The following is a 15,035-nucleotide window of genomic DNA, read 5'->3' as shown; positions in this document are numbered from 1 at the left end:
AGAAGAGGAGTTGAGTATTATGCAATTACAAGTCTTAGGTTATTATGGTGGTTATCCCTACAACGGTGTCGGCACGAGCAGTTACTTACTAACGAGTGGTGATTATCATTTGTTATTAGATTGTGGGAGTGGTGCACTACTGGCACTCGAAAAGGTCTTAGAACCATTGCAATTAGACGCCGTATTATTGACGCATTACCATCACGATCACATCGCTGATTTAGGGGTATTACAATATTATTGGCAATTGCACCAAGGTGTCAAAAAAGAACCGATTTTACCAATCTATGGTCATTTACAAGATCCGTTACATTTTGGCAGTTTAACCTTGCCGGGTGTCACGCAGGGATTCGGGTATCAAGAGGATACCGTATTGACAGTCGGACCGTTTAAAATCACTTTTAAACGAACGATTCATCCAGTGCCCGCATTTGCGACGCGGATTGAAGAAGTGTCGACTGGTAAAGTATTAGTCTTTACTGCGGATACGGCTTATTTCCCTGAACTTGCCAATTTCGCCCAACAGGCTGATCTACTGATGACGGATACGAACTTCTTACAAGATAAAACCGGTAAAATGGCCCACATGACGACGACCCAGTCCGCGGCTTTGGCTGAAGACAGTCAAGTTAAACAATTATTGTTAACTCATTTACCCCAAACCGCAACGGCCGAAACGCTTCTAGAACAGGCACAAGCGGTCTTGCCGAACTTGCCAATTCAAGTTGCGAAACAAGGATTGACAATTGAAATTGCCTGACGTAAGATAGTGATATACAGAACTTACAAAAAATAAGTGCAATTTCATTAGAATAATAATTAATGATAATAATAAAATGATTGTATTGATAAATATAAAACAGTCAAAATTGCATCTCAGTTCTATAATGTCGATATTAAACGCTTTAATTAGACGTTTATTTTAATTTTGTTAATTAAAGTTTATTGGAAAACGATTAATTTATTTTTAAGAAAGACTAGTTTTTAGATACTTAATCGCGTATAATAGATTTTGTAAGAGAGAATGGAACGAATACGAAACGTAGGCGCTTCCATGGTAGAAAAGGAGAGAGACATATGGTTACATTATACACATCACCAAGTTGTACATCTTGTCGTAAAGCCCGGGCGTGGTTAAAGGAACATGACATTCCATTTAAAGAACGCAATATTTTTTCGGACCCTCTCAATAAAAACGAAATTAAAACGATTTTACGAATGACTGAAGACGGTACTGAAGAAATCATTTCAACACGTTCGAAGATTTTCCAAGAATTGAATATTAAAATTGATGATTTATCAGTTAATGAATTATTAGACTTGGTTCAAGAAAACCCTGGTTTATTACGCCGGCCAATTATTCTTGATGAGAAACGTTTACAAGTGGGTTACAATGAAGATGAAATTCGTCGTTTCTTGCCACGTGAAGTTCGTGCATTGGAATTACAACAAGCTCAATTAATGGCAGGCTTCTAAGTCGCTGTTGATAAGGACATGGTCATTAGTTGCGGATCAAGTTTGAAAGGTAGGTTATCCTGTTGAGGGATAGTCTGCTTTTTTTAATGGTTATTGATTAAAGAATAATCGCTAGACTTGAATGTTGTTAGCGATACTGGTATGGTAAAGCAAAGTACAATCAATGACTGTTTGCGTGAATCAGACAGTAGTAGAAAGGGGCGATGGCCCATGAAGATGGAAAAAATCGATGATAACACAATTCGAGTCCTGCTTGAAAATGACGATTTGGAAGAACGTGGGATTACCGGGCTTGATCTATTAAGTAATCATAAAAAAATTGAACGTTTCTTCTATTTAATTTTGGAAGAAGTCGATCAAGACCACGCCTTTGCTAATAACGAGGCGGTTACTTTTCAAGTCTTACCAAATGACGAAGGTTTAGAGTTATTAATTAGTAAGAATCTCCCTAATTTTGGACAAGTTGAAGCTCATTCCGATTCTGAAATGGTGCAAGGTCAAGACGGCATTACAGAATACATCAAAAAACAGTTGCTTAAACGAGATTCGGGCGATGATCAATCAGCGGATGACGATGATGATGAAACGATGAATTATCTGAAGCAAGCTGATAATCCAACGCGCCAAATTGTGTTGCACTTTAAATCGTTCGATGATTGGATTGCGTTAGCCCAACAGTTACGGATTGAAAGTGGTGTTTCTAATTTATTTGTTTATCAACACCAATACTATGCACAGTTAATTTTCTTTTTAGAAAATACAACCGAAACCTTCTTACAAGATGATTTAGCGGTCGCTAATGAATTTGGACAGAAAACGCCCTATACGGCTGATTTTTTGAAGGAATATGGTCAACAAGTCATGGATAATAGTGCGCTAGAATTAACGCGTTATTATTTTAAGGACTAGAGTGAAAAACTTCTCTTTGTAGGGGAAGTTTTTTTATTTTGATTTTATAAATTTAACGATTTGGGAATGTCCTAAAACGGGAGACAAGATGACTGTTTTTAAAAACAAGATAACATAAAGTGGCTTACAATAAATGTAAGCGTTTGCTTCGAAAGGAGGCTATCGATGAGTCACTATCTTTTTGAAAAAATGTCTTACCAAACTTTTCCGGCCAAAATCTTTATCACGTCGATTGATTATTCTAGCATGCATTGGCATTATGACGGTGAATTTATATTGGTGTTAAAGGGCACTTTGGAAATAAAGTTGGAAAAGACTGAATGGTTGTTTAATGCAGGGGAATTAGTGTTCATTAATCCTAAATTAGTCCACGGGATGAAACGAACGAACCAAGATAATATTTGTTTAATTATCCAATTAAATGAACGGTTTTTTCAAGAATCAAAACATGGCATTCAACAATATGCCTTTTTTTTGAATAGCCAACAAAGGGGATTAGAACCCAAAATTGATATCAAGATATACAGAAAAATATTGGCCGAGATTGGTTTAATTAGCTTAGATAAGGCTGCGTCGGACTATCGATTGAAGAGTAAGATATATGAACTATTAGCAGAATTGTTTGAAAATGCCGAACACGAGATACGTCAATTCGCTAATGGTCAGGAAACTGATGATTCGGAACAACTACTGAGAATCATCGCATACGTCGAAAAAAATTACAGACATTCAGATATTGCCCAAGCAATTCAAAAAGATTTCGGGATCAATGAAAAAAAGTTATATCGATTTTTGAAGAAGACGACTGGGCAGAGTTTTCGAGAGCTAGTCCAACGGTATCGATTGGATCAAGCGAAGTATATGTTAAGTTTTACGGATAAAACGATTTTATATATCATTGATGAGTGCGGATTTGGGTCAGAAAATACGTTTTATCGCTTGTTTAAAATGGATGTCGGGGTGACGCCGTTCGTCTTTAAACAACAATCAGTCCATCAAATGGCAACTGAACAGGTTAACGGTTATTTAGATTTTGATCAATCCGAAGCCGTCACTAGACTAAAAAAATTGTGCAGGAGGCTAAATGATAATGATTGATAAGGCGCAGAGATTAAGTTACACACAACAAGCGTATGCGTTGTTGCAAAAGCTATCGTTAACAGAGAAAGTCTTTATGATGAGTGGCAATAAAAAGGCAAAAGAGTTGCTCGCTGAAATGCAGGCAAATGCGGAGAAACATTATAATTATAGGCCGTATCCCGCAGGTGGCCTCCCTGAAAAAAATATTCCAGCGATGAATTTTGTGGATGGCCCACGCGGGGTTGTTTGTGACACTGGTCAAACAACCTGTTTTCCAGTCTCGATGTTGCGCGGGGCTTCTTTTGATACTGAATTAGAAGAAAAAATAGGGCACGCGATTGGTTTAGAAACAAAAGCATATGGGGGCAACACGTTTGCGGGCGTTTGCATTAATTTACCGTATAATCCAGGTTGGGGGCGTAGTCAGGAAACGTACGGCGAAGAATCTTTTCATCTTGGTAAAATGGGTTCAGCATTAGTGACTGGGGTTCAAGCTGAAGCAGTAATCGCCTGTGTTAAGCACTATGCGTTTAATTCGATGGAATGTTCACGTTTTAAAGTGGCTATCAAAATGGATAAAAGAACTGAACGGGAAGTTTTCTTACCGCATTTTAAAGATTGCGTTGATGCCGGGGCGGGCAGTATTATGAGTGCCTATAATGCCTATCAAGGTGTGCCTTGTGGACATTCTGATTATCTGTTAAATCAAGTCTTAAAAAAAGAATGGGATTTTGATGGTTTCGTGATGAGCGACTTCTTTTGGGGGATTCGTGACACGGTGGCCGCTGCCAATGGGGGTCAAGATATTGAAATGTGTACGACAGAATGGTTTGGCAATAAACTGGTTGAAGCTGTGCGTAATGGTCAAGTTTTAGAAGAAACAATTGATCAAGCCACACTTCGGATTTTAAGGACGCTATTGGCCTTTGAAGCTGAACGCTCTAAGGTACCGGCTGATCAAACTGTGGTTGGTTCTAAAAAGCACCGTCAGTTAGCGCTACAATCTGCACGTGAAGGGATTACTTTATTAAAAAATAAAGAACAAGTGTTACCCCTTGTTGCAAATAGAATCCGAAAAATTGTGGTTTTTGGTCATTTAGCTGATAAAGAATTGACTGGCGATCAAGGATCGAGTGCTGTGCGGCCTGCCTATGTTATTACGCCACTGCAAGGGATTGCGAATGCTTTTCCCAAGGCAGAGGTCATCCAGTATGATGGTCAAGATTTAGAGTACGCCAAACAGCTAGCAACAAAGGCTGATGCCACTATTTTTGTTGTCGGTTATAACTATGATGATGAGGGCGAATTTGTTTCTAAGAGTGAGGAGACGAATTACACTGGCGCGCGTGGTGGTGATCGGGTCAACGGCCTAGGGTTACATGCCGATGAAGTACAATTAATTAAAGCGGTTGGGCCGGTTAATCAGAATTCGACGGTCGTATTAGTGGGTGGCAATACTATTATCATGACCGAATGGGAAGCAAAAGTCAGCGCAATTTTAATGGCTTACTATCCTGGCATGGAAGGCGGAACGGCGTTGGGTGAAATTATAGCGGGGCAAGTCAATCCATCCGGCAAAATCCCCTACGTTATTCCATACGCTGAAGCCGACCTACCACAAGTTAATTGGCAAACTGATCAGCAAGTCTATGATTATTATCACGGTTACGCTAAGTTGGAAAAAGAAGGCGTTGTGCCACTAAGACCGTACGGGTACGGCTTATCGTATACAACGTTTGATATTTCAATGGTCACATTTTTTAAGACCGAAGACCAGGTTAAAGCCCAAGCAATCATCAAAAATACGGGGAATCGGGAAGGGACTGAAGTCGTGCAACTATACGTTGGTTTTACGAATTCTAAGATTGATCGGCCCGTTAAACTCTTGCGCGGTTTCCAAAGAGTCAGTCTGGCTCCAGGGGCAGAAAAAACAATTGAAATTAGTTGTTTGATTGATAAACTAAAGTGGTTTAATCCAGAACTCAACGAATGGCAATTAGAACAGATGACGTACGAAATGTATTTAGGCACTAGCGCCGCAAAACAAGATCTGATGGTCGGTGAAATAACGTTGTAGTGTGAATACCAGAAGCGCTTCTTCTAAATTAGAGGCTTTTTATCCCCAAATTGTTGCTGATTTATAGCAGCGTCAGGTCATTTAGAGGCCAAAAAAACAGGCATTCTCCTAAATCTGGGAGGCTGCCTGTTTTTGATGATGAAAATCTCTATTTAATTAATCAGACACGATAATTATTGGGTTGTTCGCGAATGATTAATTAGGGAGGTGAAATCATGAAAGTTGCACAAACTGAATCTGGCGAATTAGTGCTCGCAACGGCAGCGGTCGCTAAAACCCAACCGCTGTGTTGTCCAAACTGCCAACAACCGGTCATGTTAAAGGGCGGTCAACGAGTCGCACCGTACTTTGCCCATGTTCGACCAACTGGCGGGACTGGTGAAAGCCAGATCCATCAGCTGGGTAAAAGGGCGATTGGGACGTTGGCGATTGCTAGTGATTATCAAGTCGCCTACGAGGTCCCAATCGGCCAGCACCAACGCGCAGATGTTTTGGTGACTCGGGGTACGCAATCAGTGGTTGTTGAATATCAGTGCAGTCCCTTAACGCCAGCTTGTTTGGCACAACGGACGAATGATTATTTAGCGGCCGGGTTAACCGTCATCTGGGTGCTTGGTGAACGATTTTGGCCGAAATATCGGTGGCTGAGTCAACAGCAGTTAGCGTTTATGCAATATCGACCGGAATGGGGTTTTTATCTCTTCGGTTACGCACCACAGCAACGGAAGTGGTTACTCTACCATCATATTGTGACGATTGATTTCAAAGGCTATTTTTGGCAGACTCGGTATTTAACCCAACCGCAAGCCTTACGTTTAATGGCACAACCGGCAAGCATGATAGGGAGTCATCAATGGTCACCAATCGGCATCGCACAACAGCGGCAGGTGATTCAAAATCGCCTCGTTCGAATGGATCCACAGCTAGTCAGTCTGCAACAAGCGTGTTATCAACAAGGACTGACCTTACAGACGATTCCCCGTTGGTGTTACTGTATTGATTATGTGCCACCATTATTTGAAACGGGACAGTTTATCAGTCGAGTACGGTGGCTACTTGATCGACAACCAATCGGTACCTTTGCTGATTACGCGCCGCGCCTTCAACAGCCGTTATTGCCGGCCACGATTTTGAAAGATTGGCCCAGCTATCGACTGTTAAAAGACCAACAAAAATTAATTTAAATAAAAAGCCTAACGTTATCTTTAACGGTTAAGTTTAAAGATAACGTTAGGCTTTTTTGGCATGAGGGGCTTAAGTTAAAACCCGGAAGGCAACGTTGGTAAATTTAGATTGTTGGCGACTTAATGTTTCGTAGGTTGTTTCGGCGTCAGTTTGCTGACTACAGACTTCTTTCAATAAATCGTAAGAATCACAATTTTCAATCAATAGACCCGAATCATGTTGGCCTTTAGCGTAATTGAAGACGACTGCGGAGGGGCTGGTTTGAATGTTCATTTCACAGGCCAATTGTTGATCACTATCAAAAGCCTGTTTGGCGAGTTCGCTGTGCCAATCTTCGAGTAACATTTCGGTGTCTAAACCGACTTTTTCGGCAATTGAGAGCACTAAGGTCGTGTTAAAAGGCGCGTCAAACTGGCGGAAAGATTCCTGTAAGCACATTAAAAAAGCACGGCTTTTCTTATTGCCTTGGAAAGTAGCGGCCTTATAAGCCAGGACTGCTTGGTAGATTGTACCAAAAACTTGGTTGCGTAGATCCAAATCATGACTATTCAATTTTTGAAAATGCATATAATGTTCAACGTTTTTTAAATTCAAAACGGGAATAAATTTAAAATGAATATTAGTATCATTCGATTCTTCAATAATTTTAATCAGTGCTTCTTCAGAACGTAAACAAAGTTGCCCGATCGGGTTAATAAATAAAAAAACTTCTAACAAAGCTGTTCCCCCAAACTAATTGATTTTTTAAAATGAGATAAGACTATTTGACTACTTTAAGCAAAGTGCACCCAATTTGCAATTAATGTGCTTGATGGTGACTTGCTCGTTGGACTTTGTTGATGACGGGTGTTGGTTTAATTGAATAGCGCTGGACCAGTTGTTCGAAAAATGGCTGTGCCATTTGGAAGTCGGAGACTTCAAACTCAAGTTCATAATCGATAAATTGATCCGGATAGCGCGTTTGATCGAGCATTAACTGACCTTGTGGCTCATTAATGATTGTTCGTTCAGTTGTACTATAGCCCCAAACTGAGAGTGTAGGCCAATTTAATGCTTGCTCATTAAAATAAGTCATGATGGGACCATCGGATTGGATGGTCTGTTGCTCGATTAGTTGTTTAGCGGTCTCTAATGAAAGCGCTTCGGTGATTTCGGTTAAGGTCCGTTGAACCGAATGAGTGGGTATTTTTAAGGTTTGCTCGGCGGTCTCTGCAAACTGGCGAATCCGCAGGCCTAGGCCTTGTTGCCGTAATTGGTGGCCGGGCAGTTCAAAATAATGATTGGTCTGGCGCACCGTTAAGGCTTCAGGATGTTCCTTTTGAATTTGACTAAATTGTGCTTTGGTAATTAACGTTTTAAATTCACGTTCAATGGTTTGAGTCACTAATCCAACTCCTTATTTACAATAAGACTATCCTAGCATAAAAAAGTGGAATTGTAATCGAATTTGTATTTCGGACGTTTCGTGGCGAAACAAAACTAATCTATGGTAAAATAGCACTGTATGTGACAGATTGAATGAGGGGTCTATGATGGTTGAAAATTGGAAAAAATTCCTAATGCCGTATGAACAAGCGGTTAGTGAGTTGAAAATTAAATTACGTGGCATGCGTAAACAATATCAACAGAACAACGAACATGCCCCTATCGAGTTTGTAACCGGTCGGGTTAAGCCCATCGATAGCATTAAAGAAAAGATGCAACGACGCTACATCACTGAAGAACTATTAGAACAGGACATGCAAGATATCGCTGGTTTGCGGATCATGTGTCAGTTTGTGGAAGATATCCATGAAATCGTTGGCTTATTACACCAACGGACCGATATGACCATTATTGAAGAACGCGATTACGTTTCGAACGTTAAGCCAAGTGGCTACCGTTCTTACCATATCGTGATTGAATATCCGGTTCAATTGATTAGTGGTGAGAAAAAAATATTGGCCGAAATTCAAATTCGGACGATGTCGATGAACTTTTGGGCCACAATCGAACATTCCTTAAATTATAAATACCAAGGCGAATTTCCAGACAGTTTGAAGGCGCGTTTGAAACGGGCGGCCGAAGCTTCCTTTATGTTAGATAAAGAAATGTCGGAAATTCGGGAAGAAATTCAAGAAGCACAACAATTATTCTCGTATGGTAAATGGCAAAAGACGCTTGATGAAACACCTAAAAATGACTTAAAAGGGGACTGAACCGATTGAAAGTAATGGTTTTTAGCAACGATGGCAACTCATCACGACATGTTGCTGATCGGTTGACCAAAAAGTTAACGAGTACCGGTTTCATTATGGAAAGCGAACGCCCGGATGTGGTGATTTCGGTGGGTGGTGATGGCACGCTGTTATCGGCGTTTCATAAATACGCTACTCAACTGGACCATATCCGGTTTATCGGTGTGCACACGGGTCATCTCGGCTTCTATACCGATTGGCGTGACTTTGAAGTTGAAGATTTAGTGGTCGCGTTGCAAGAGGATATGGGCCAAAGCATCAGCTATCCGCTACTCGAAGTTAAAATTAAATATGCGGATACGGGTGAAACCCAGCGCCAACTCGCGTTGAATGAAGTGACGTTGCGGCGGTATGCGGCAACGTTACGGACGGACGTGTACATCAAAGAAAACTTTTTTGAAAGCTTCAGGGGCGACGGTTTGTGTGTTTCCACACCAACCGGGTCAACCGCCTACAGTAAATCGATTGGCGGCGCCGTTTTACACCCACAATTAGACGCTATGCAACTGACTGAAATTGCGTCAATTAACAACCGGGTCTACCGGACGTTATCCTCGCCGGTCATCTTACCTTCCAATGAATGGTTACTATTGAAACCGTCGAAGACGAGTGACTACGTGGTCACGATTGATCAATTTACGTCAAAGGATCGACCAATTGCTGAAATGCAATTTAAAATCGCAAAAGAAAGAATACAATTTGCACGTTACCGGCACACTTATTTCTGGGACCGTGTCGAAGATGCATTTATCGGGTCAAAACATGAAATTTGATTGGCAGTATCAAGAAACAGAAGGTTGTGTCCTTCGTAATTTTTTACGGCACCACGGTTTATCTAGAAGTCAGTTAGCCAAAATTAAATTTGCGGGCGGAACGATTCTAGTCAATGGGCAGGAAGCTTATACAAATGCTAAACTCGTTCAAAATGATTTAGTCACCATCTATCTCGCACCAGAAGTGGCCGTCGAACACGTGATTCCCGTCAAAGGGGATTTACGGGTGGTTTATGAAGACGACCATTTTTTAGTGGTCGATAAACCGGCGTTTGTGGCATCGTTGCCAGCGCCCCAACATCCAAGTAACACGATGGCCAATTACGTCAAACAATATTTGATTGACGAACACGCTGAAAGTCAGGTCGTTCATGTGGTGACACGGTTAGACCGCGATACAAGTGGTTTGATGATGTTCACCAAACACGGTTTTGCCCACAGCTTAGTCGATAAGCAGCTGCAATCTAAAGAACTGCAAAAAACTTACGTGGCGATTGCCAGTGGTGATATGCGCGAAGACATGCCGAACCACGCCTGGATTGATCGACCGATTAAACGTTCGGAAGATTTCTACATGCGGCGGGTGGTCGCACCGGGTGGCAAGCGTTCGTTGACGGAATATTGGCAAGCGGCGCATGGCGATAATGCAACGCTCGTTAAATTACAATTATTAACTGGGCGGACGCATCAGATTCGCGTCCATTTTAAATCAATTGGCCATCCGCTAATTGGCGATAATCTCTACGGCGAAGCGGACGATTTACTGCCGCGCCAGGCATTACATTGTCGGCAATTACAATTTTATCATCCGTTTGAAGAGAAAATCATTACGGTCAAGAGTCCGTTGCCGGCTGATTTTAGAGCCGTTTTAAAAGCGCGGCATTTAGCCTATGATGAAAATACCTTATAATAAAAAAAGCTTAAGCTATTCATTAGGGGCTGTTATCAGGCTTCAAAATCAGTATACTAATAAGCGATTATGATTTACGAAGGGAAGAGTGTTGTGTTTACGTTGAATGTGATTAAAACGATTATATTAGGGATTGTCGAAGGCTTTACCGAATGGTTACCGATTAGTTCGACTGGTCATTTAGTGTTAGTCGGTAGTGTCTTAAAGATGGATGAAACCAAAGCGTTCATGGATATGTTTAATTATGTGATTCAATTCGGCGCGATTTTAGCGGTCGTCGTCCTGTTTTTCCACAAGTTGAACCCATTTTCACCCCGTAAAACGGGGTTAGAACAGAAACAAACTTGGACGTTATGGTCTAAAGTCGTGATTGCCGTCATTCCATCAGTCGTGGTTGGTTTTCCGTTGAATGATTGGATGGATGCCCATTTAATGAATAATTGGGTTGTTGCCAGCATGTTGATTCTTTATGGGATTTTGTTCATCGTGATTGAGAATCGGAATAAGAGCATTACGCCGAAATTTACCGATTTAAATACGTTGCCTTATTTAACCGCCTTTTGGATTGGGTGTTTCCAAGCCTTATCGATTATTCCAGGGACTTCACGTTCCGGTGCCACGATTCTAGGGGCGATTATTATCGGGACCTCTCGATTTGTCGGGGCTGAATTCTCATTCTTCATGGCAATTCCAACGATGGTCGGGGTCAGCGTGTTGAAGATTGGGAAGTTCTTCTATGAAGGCAATACGTTCACGGGTGATCAAACGATCATTCTGATAATCGGAATGGTTGTGTCATTCGCGATTTCAATCGTGTCGATTAAATTCTTGATGGACTACATTAAGAAACATGATTTCAAAGTATTTGGTTGGTACCGGATTATCTTGGGATTATTAGTATTAGGCGCCATGTTATTCGCTTAATTGAAGTTTGAAGGGAGTTTTTCAATTGTTAATCAAAGAAGTTTGTGTTGAGAATTTTACAGCAATCCCCGCCGCGATTCGCCAAGGTGCGAAACGGATTGAATTAAACGATAATTTAGCCGTTGGTGGGACGACTGTCAGTCGTGGCGTGATGGCTGAAGCCGTGCGCTACGCCCACGAACACGATGTGCCAGTGATGGTCATGATTCGTCCCCGCGGTGGTCATTTTGTCTATAATGATCAAGAATTAAAAATTATGGAAGCCGATATCTTTTCAGCCCAAGAATTGGGTGCCGATGGAATTGTCCTAGGTTGTTTAACGCCGGATAATCAAATCGACGATGAAGCGATGGAGATGTTGATTGGCGCCGCTAATGGGATGCAAGTCGTTTTCCATATGGCGTTTGATGAGATTCCAACAGCACAACAAGCTGAAGCAATTGATTGGTTAGCCGAACATGATGTGAAACGTATTTTGACGCATGGTGGACCACTTGATCAACCTTTGAATCAAGCTCACTTAAAAGAACTCGTAACGATTGCCGACGGTCGTCTTGTCATCTTGCCTGGTGGTGGTATTACGGCTGATAATGTCACGGCTATTATGACTGAATTGGGTTTGACAGAAGCACATGGCACTAAGATTGTCTAAACTAGTATAATTAAAAACACGAGCCGCCAAAGTTATTTTGGCGGCTCGTGTTTTTAGTTGTTTTTATTTTTTTTCGATAGCGAGGACTTGGCCGCTTGAGTGGTTAATTCCTTGATAACGACTAACTTGGTAATAGTCTGGGTTTAAATGAGTGAGGTCGGCGACTAAATAATTAATTTCTTCGTCGGAGGCGTTGAATTGGGTTTCACTCACGAAAACCAGTAAACCACCACGATTCAAGCGCGATAAGATTTGGTGGTAAGCCGAAATTGTGGTATTCGGTAAAGTCGGTTGATTAGCGGTCTCGGCCGACAAAGCGCCCAAACTAAAAATGGCCGCTTGGACTTTGAGGTCGGGGTCTAATGCCGTAATAATCCGTTCATGGCCTTGATTGTAGAGGGTCACTTGTTGATGCAAATGAGCTTTAGTTAAACGATCGGTGCAAATATCAAGCGCTGGTTTTTGTAATTCGAAGCCGTAAACATGGCCAAATTCGGCGACTTTTTCGGCTAAAAAGTAGGTATCGTGACCGTAACCAACGGTGGCATCAATCACGGTGTCACCGGGGCGAACGGCTTGGTTTAAGAGTTGGTGGGCGAATTGAACGGGATCTGTCAGAATCATGGGTGAAAACTCCTTTGAATGTTAATCGTGAAGAGTGGGCAATAATTGTTGTCGTTTAAAGGCTAACCAAGTTAGGCTTAAGCAACCGGCCGCTAATAAAAAGCCGCCGAGGACATCGGTTGGATAGTGAACTTGAACGTAAATACGACTGAGACCGATTAGTAAGGGGAACAGTCCACAGACGATGGTCGAAACTCGGCGCCAGGTCCGATTTTGAATCAAATAGCGACTTAGGATCCATAATGACCCCCAAAAAAGTAAACTACCGGAAGCATGACCACTAGGAAAGCTGTAGCCACCCGCGTGAACGAAGTGTTCATAAGCAGGACGTGGTCTGGTGACTAGGCTTTTAATGACGTGGTTTAGACCGGTATAAATCGTGACGTTGAAGAGCACGAAACCAGCGGCCGAATATAATTTGTAATAGTAACAGACTAGGCAAACCACTAAAACAAGTCCGACGATACTAGTTGGATTCCCCAAAGTCGTGATGCCAATCATAATTGGTTTGAACTTTAAGGATAGATTTTGATGAAGCCAGTCATTAATCGTATAATCAAATTGCTTGACCCAAGCGGCGCGAGTTGTAATACTAAAGAGTAAGAGAACGAAAGCGCTGAAACAAGTCAGTGTGAATGAAATTTGTTTTTGTTGATTCGACATGTAAAGTGTTCCTTTCTAGTTAACTACGATCATACAATAATTTGATGTAATAGTACAAATAATTAAAGTGGTTTAACAAATAGATTGTTTTGTCGAGAAATTAATATTATACTATGTACTAGTTGAAGCTCAATTAAATCGTGCAATCGACTTTATTGGAGGGTCTAAAAGTGAAAGAAACCAGAAAACAACGCATCGCAATTCAGAAATTAAATTTACATAAACAAAAAAACGAGATTCGCATCAAAAAAATGCGGAACGTAACGACGTTTGCTGGGGCCAGTGTCTTAATGGGCTCCGCAATTGCGCCTAGTTTTTCAAGTGGCAAAGCTAAAGCGGCCACTGAAGACGTTCAAAATAATCAAGATCAAACGGCTACTACGACTAGCTCAAGTGTGGCGAGTACGACTAGTTCAACGGTTGCTAGCAGCGCACAATCAACAAGTAGCCAAACAACTGGCACTAGCCAATCCACACAACAACCAGCAGTTAAACCACAAGTAACTGAAAATGATGCTAATAAAGTGGCGTCAGCCCAACCAACACCTACGCAAGCCCAGCCGATTGCGGGGGTTCAAAGTACAAGTGCCAATGCGGCGTCTGCTCGAGTGATTATGTCAGCAGCGAGCACAAGTGCTCAATCTTTCATTAACTCAATTGCCAGTTCAGCACGGCAATTAGCCAACGATAATAATTTATACGCTTCGGTCATGATTGCCCAAGCTTCTTTGGAATCTGGCTTTGGGAGTAGCTCATTAGGCAAAGCGCCTAATTATAACTTATTCGGGGTCAAAGGCTCATACAATGGTAACTCAGTTTATATGTGGACTAATGAAGATGATGGTTACGGTAATATTTACCAAATTCAAGCGGCTTTTAGAAAATACCCATCATACTACCAATCATTGCAAGATTACGTACACGTCTTGAAAAATACATCATTTGGTTCAACGCCTTATTACCAAGGGGCCTTCAAGAGCTATACGAGCAGTTATCAACAAGCAACGCAATATTTACAAGGGCGTTATGCGACGGCTACTAACTATGCGTCAAGCTTGAATCGTTTGATTCAACAATATGATTTAACGCAATATGACACACCGGGTAGTAGTACTGGTAACAATACTGGCGATACCGGCAATAATAATGGTGGCACAACGACGCCGACTAACGGGACGAAATACACGGTTAAGTCTGGTGATTCAGTTTGGGGGATTGCGAATAAATTCGGAATCTCAACGACCGATTTAATTAGTTGGAATAACATCAAAAATAATATGATTCATCCTGGCGATGTGTTAATCGTTTCTAAATCAGCCGCTGGCAGTGATAACAGTAACAGCGGTAATACGGGCAGCACAACGACACCAACCACACCGGCAACTGGGACGAAGTACACGGTTAAGTCTGGCGATTCAGTCTGGGCGATTGCCAATAAATATGGGATCTCAACGACCGATTTAATTAGTTGGAATAACATCAAAAATAATATGATTCATCCTGGCGATGTGTTAATCGTTTCTAA

General features: G+C 41.6%; 16 protein-coding genes. 12 read left to right on the top strand and 4 right to left on the bottom strand.

Annotation, left to right across the window (positions count from 1 at the left end):
- The first annotated feature begins 19 nt into the window (after positions 1–19).
- The 6 genes from LFUMFP_RS08020 to LFUMFP_RS07995 all read left to right on the top strand — a co-directional run bounded on the left by LFUMFP_RS08020 (position 20) and on the right by LFUMFP_RS07995 (position 6,726).
- On the top strand, positions 20–760 hold the full coding sequence (locus LFUMFP_RS08020) for an MBL fold metallo-hydrolase (RefSeq protein WP_106483413.1): 741 nt from the start codon (positions 20–22) through the stop codon (positions 758–760).
- A gap of 317 nt (positions 761–1,077) precedes the next feature.
- Positions 1,078–1,476, top strand: a complete 399-nt coding sequence (gene spxA, locus LFUMFP_RS08015) for a transcriptional regulator SpxA (RefSeq protein ID WP_025083353.1) — start codon at positions 1,078–1,080, stop codon at positions 1,474–1,476.
- Between the two features lie 210 nt (positions 1,477–1,686).
- A complete protein-coding gene (locus LFUMFP_RS08010; RefSeq protein WP_106483412.1) occupies positions 1,687–2,385 on the top strand; it encodes an adaptor protein MecA in 699 nt (232 codons plus the stop codon).
- A 165-nt stretch (positions 2,386–2,550) separates the two neighbouring features.
- The gene (locus LFUMFP_RS08005; RefSeq protein WP_106483411.1) at positions 2,551–3,483 is read left to right on the top strand and encodes an AraC family transcriptional regulator; all 933 of its coding nucleotides are present in this window, start codon (positions 2,551–2,553) and stop codon (positions 3,481–3,483) included.
- Positions 3,476–5,542 carry a beta-glucosidase family protein gene (locus LFUMFP_RS08000; RefSeq protein WP_233210637.1) on the top strand — a complete coding sequence of 689 codons (2,067 nt, stop codon included), beginning with the start codon at positions 3,476–3,478 and terminating at the stop codon, positions 5,540–5,542. Before LFUMFP_RS08005 ends, LFUMFP_RS08000 begins: the two co-directional genes overlap by 8 nt.
- A 215-nt stretch (positions 5,543–5,757) precedes the next feature.
- A complete protein-coding gene (locus LFUMFP_RS07995) occupies positions 5,758–6,726 on the top strand; it encodes a competence protein CoiA (protein ID WP_106483410.1) in 969 nt (322 codons plus the stop codon).
- 70 nt (positions 6,727–6,796) lie between these two features.
- Here the strand turns inward: LFUMFP_RS07995 and LFUMFP_RS07990 are convergent, their stop codons facing one another.
- Positions 6,797–7,444: a DsbA family protein gene (locus LFUMFP_RS07990; protein ID WP_106483409.1), complete on the bottom strand. Its 648-nt coding sequence runs from the start codon at positions 7,442–7,444 to the stop codon at positions 6,797–6,799.
- An 82-nt stretch (positions 7,445–7,526) separates the two neighbouring features.
- The gene (locus LFUMFP_RS07985) at positions 7,527–8,111 is read right to left on the bottom strand and encodes a CYTH domain-containing protein (protein ID WP_106483408.1); all 585 of its coding nucleotides are present in this window, start codon (positions 8,109–8,111) and stop codon (positions 7,527–7,529) included.
- A 148-nt stretch (positions 8,112–8,259) separates the two neighbouring features.
- On the opposite strand from LFUMFP_RS07985, the gene LFUMFP_RS07980 reads away from it, so the two are divergent.
- The 5 genes from LFUMFP_RS07980 to LFUMFP_RS07960 all read left to right on the top strand — a co-directional run bounded on the left by LFUMFP_RS07980 (position 8,260) and on the right by LFUMFP_RS07960 (position 12,223).
- Positions 8,260–8,925: a GTP diphosphokinase gene (locus LFUMFP_RS07980; RefSeq protein WP_106483407.1), complete on the top strand. Its 666-nt coding sequence runs from the start codon at positions 8,260–8,262 to the stop codon at positions 8,923–8,925.
- A 5-nt stretch (positions 8,926–8,930) separates the two neighbouring features.
- A complete protein-coding gene (locus LFUMFP_RS07975) occupies positions 8,931–9,737 on the top strand; it encodes an NAD kinase (protein ID WP_106483406.1) in 807 nt (268 codons plus the stop codon).
- Positions 9,727–10,647, top strand: coding sequence for an RluA family pseudouridine synthase (locus LFUMFP_RS07970; RefSeq protein WP_106483405.1), 921 nt, complete (start codon positions 9,727–9,729; stop codon positions 10,645–10,647). Before LFUMFP_RS07975 ends, LFUMFP_RS07970 begins: the two co-directional genes overlap by 11 nt.
- A gap of 69 nt (positions 10,648–10,716) precedes the next feature.
- A complete protein-coding gene (locus tag LFUMFP_RS07965; RefSeq protein ID WP_199190577.1) occupies positions 10,717–11,571 on the top strand; it encodes an undecaprenyl-diphosphate phosphatase in 855 nt (284 codons plus the stop codon).
- Positions 11,572–11,596: 25 nt separating this feature from the next.
- The gene (locus LFUMFP_RS07960) at positions 11,597–12,223 is read left to right on the top strand and encodes a copper homeostasis protein CutC (protein WP_106483403.1); all 627 of its coding nucleotides are present in this window, start codon (positions 11,597–11,599) and stop codon (positions 12,221–12,223) included.
- Positions 12,224–12,286: 63 nt separating this feature from the next.
- Here the strand turns inward: LFUMFP_RS07960 and LFUMFP_RS07955 are convergent, their stop codons facing one another.
- The gene (locus tag LFUMFP_RS07955; protein ID WP_106483402.1) at positions 12,287–12,847 is read right to left on the bottom strand and encodes a tRNA 5-(aminomethyl)-2-thiouridylate-methyltransferase MnmM; all 561 of its coding nucleotides are present in this window, start codon (positions 12,845–12,847) and stop codon (positions 12,287–12,289) included.
- A gap of 21 nt (positions 12,848–12,868) precedes the next feature.
- On the bottom strand, positions 12,869–13,510 hold the full coding sequence (locus tag LFUMFP_RS07950) for a phosphatase PAP2 family protein (protein ID WP_106483401.1): 642 nt from the start codon (positions 13,508–13,510) through the stop codon (positions 12,869–12,871).
- A 170-nt stretch (positions 13,511–13,680) separates the two neighbouring features.
- Here LFUMFP_RS07950 and LFUMFP_RS07945 point away from each other — a divergent pair.
- Positions 13,681–15,035, top strand: a 1,355-nt coding sequence (locus tag LFUMFP_RS07945; protein WP_106483400.1) for a LysM peptidoglycan-binding domain-containing protein, incomplete at its 3' end; no start/stop codon positions are given.

Origin of the sequence: Latilactobacillus fuchuensis (assembly GCF_900258455.1) — a bacterium.
Taxonomy (GTDB): Bacteria; Bacillota; Bacilli; order Lactobacillales; family Lactobacillaceae; genus Latilactobacillus; species Latilactobacillus fuchuensis.
This window is presented reverse-complemented; position numbering and strand designations above follow the sequence as displayed.